The sequence below is a fragment of the bacterium genome, from assembly GCA_040756715.1.
In the GTDB taxonomy this organism is placed as follows: Bacteria; UBA9089; UBA9088; order UBA9088; family UBA9088; genus JBFLYE01.
Genome location: JBFLYE010000189.1, coordinates 1 through 2,486 on the forward strand (window position 1 = coordinate 1; position 2,486 = coordinate 2,486).

Consider the following 2,486-nt stretch of genomic DNA (forward strand, 5'->3'; position numbering starts at 1 on the left):
CAAAATTCAAAATTTAGAATTCAAAATTTTATAAAACTTAACCTTTTTCAATTCAAAATTCAAAATTTAGAATTCAAAATTTCTTAAATACTATTTTTGCACTAAGTAATGGAAGATACTATAAGATATAGCCAGGATAACTTACCATTTATTTCTATTAGGGGGGTATGTAAGATAAGATTAAATGAGGCTACAAATGAAAGAATAGACCCTGAATTAGAAGGTGCGTTAATAAATGAGGGTTACCAAGAAGAGTGGATTATGAAGGATGAATTGGGATATGGAAATCATTTAAGGAGCCTATCTTGGATATATCCACAATCTTATATAGAAAAAGCTGAAAAGGAGAAACATTTAGCCTGATCCCATTCAAGTGATTAAAGACCTAAAGGAATATTTAAGCCTTCTTTTAATTTATACAAAAAAAGAAAAGACATGGATTTTTATAGGAACACTATTAGGGATAATCAGCCAGCTATGCACTTTAATAACCCCGTTTCTTACAAGGTTTATTATTGATGCTGTAATCCTAAAAAGACCCCTCACTTCTTACAGCCATTCTTTTGCTCTCTTTAGGTGTCCTTATAGCCCTTCTTATAGCCTCTATTTCCTGTAATTATCTCATATTCAGGTCATTTGGAAGGGCTGGTGTTCGCCTAAGAACAGCCCTCTTCAAAAACATTCAATATGCCTCCTTAGATTTCTTTTCTAAAACACCAACTGGTGGGATTTCCTATCGCCTATTTTCAGATACGGCTGTAATAGAAAACTCCTGGAGCCAATTTCTGGTTACTATTCCACTTCAGCTAATCCTTCTTGTAAGTGGTATTATTATGGTTTCCTGGAACAAAAACCTTGCCTTGTTTGTCTTTTTAATCCTTGCTATTCAGATAATTATAATCATAAAATTTAGAAAGCCACTCTTGTATTATTCTTATCTTAGTAAAGAGAAAAACCAAGAAATTAGTGGTTATGCTATAGAGCAATTTAATAAAATAGAGCTTATTCGTTCATTAGGTACAGAAAATAGGGAGGAAAAAAATTTCCTTGATAAACTGAAAGAATTGCTAAAAATATCCATAAAATATTTTATGGTCCAAACAGCCTCTGGAAGCATTACACTGGTAGTAAATAACCTCTGGGCAGTTGGTATTCTATGGTATGGCGGAATGCAGGTTATAGAAGGAAAGATGACCCTTGGAACCCTTATGGCTTTTCTTTTGTTTACAAATATCCTCTATCAACCAATCTCTACCTTGACAAACCTTGTTTTATCTTTTCAGAATATCAGGGCAAGCCTAAGAAGGGTAATAGAATATATGGAAATTGAGTCTGAGATTGTAGAGGCAAAAGAAGCAATAGATTTTATGCCTCCTGAGGGAAGATTCTTGATAAAAAACTGCTCTTTTGGCTATGAGAAGCAAAAAATCTTGAATAATATAAACCTTGAAATATTACCCAAGCAAATATTTGCCCTAGTAGGGAAAAGTGGGGTAGGAAAAACAACCCTTTGTAAGTTGCTTGTTCGCTTCTATGACCCACAAGAGGGTGAGATACTTCTTGATGGAATGAACCTCAAGGATATTTCTATCTTCTCCCTAAAAAAATCTGTCCTCTTAACCCTTCAAAATGACTATGTCTTTAATGGAACAATCTGGGAGAATATTACTTACGGAGTAGAATCAGTTGAGGAAAAGAAGGTTTTAAAAGCAGTAGAGAAGTCAGGTCTTGATTTTATTGACAGATTTCCTCAAGGATACCATACCAAGATTGGAGTGGATGGAATGAATATTTCGGGAGGAGAAGCACAAAGGATTGCTTTGGCAAGGGCATTCTTGCTTTCTCCAAAGGTCTTTATCTTAGATGAGCCAACTTCTTTTATTGATGCAAAGACGGAAGAAAAGATAAAGGAATCTTTACTTAAATTAAAAGAGGAAAGCACAATCATTATTATTGCCCATAGGCTTTCAACCGTGATGATAGCAGATAAGGTCGGAGTAATGGATATGGGAAAGATTGTAGAGATGGAAAATCCAAAGGAATTATTGGAAAAAGATAGCTTTTTTAGAAAGATGCATTCTTCGATCTTAAAATGAATTACTGTATATCAGCCATAATAGTTACAGCTTTTTCTTTCTTATTTCTTTATCTTTTGTGGGGATATAGTCCTTGGATTAAGAAGATAAACAACCCAATTTTATATATATTTCTGGCTATTCCTTTAAGTGCAATAGTAAATTTTTATCTCAAGAAACCAATGTATGATAAATTATTTAACCTTTTTGGGATTAAAGAAGACCCTTCTTCTTGGCCTTTATGGTTTCATCCTATTTCCCTTGTTATAGGTGCTTTAGCAGAAGAGGCTATAAAGGTATTACCATTTTTGTGGCTTATCTTAAAAATGGATAAAGGCTATGCATATACATTGGGTGCCTTGCTTGGCTTTGGGTTTGGGATAGGAGAGGCATGGTATCTTGCCTTTTGTT

Annotated in this window: 3 protein-coding genes and 1 pseudogene; all 4 read left to right on the forward strand. The window is 34.0% G+C overall.

The features are described 5' to 3' along the window. Window positions 1-108: 108 nt before the first annotated feature. Window positions 109-363 carry a hypothetical protein gene (locus AB1397_07215; GenBank protein ID MEW6482767.1) on the forward strand — a complete coding sequence of 85 codons (255 nt, stop codon included), beginning with the start codon at window positions 109-111 and terminating at the stop codon, window positions 361-363. A 188-nt stretch (window positions 364-551) separates the two neighbouring features. After that, window positions 552-1,235, forward strand: a pseudogene (locus AB1397_07220) (ABC transporter ATP-binding protein). A 132-nt stretch (window positions 1,236-1,367) separates the two neighbouring features. Continuing rightward, the gene (locus AB1397_07225) at window positions 1,368-2,096 is read left to right on the forward strand and encodes an ATP-binding cassette domain-containing protein (GenBank protein MEW6482768.1); all 729 of its coding nucleotides are present in this window, start codon (window positions 1,368-1,370) and stop codon (window positions 2,094-2,096) included. A gap of 161 nt (window positions 2,097-2,257) precedes the next feature. Beyond that, on the forward strand, window positions 2,258-2,486 hold a 229-nt coding region (locus AB1397_07230; GenBank protein MEW6482769.1), incomplete at its 3' end, for a YhfC family intramembrane metalloprotease.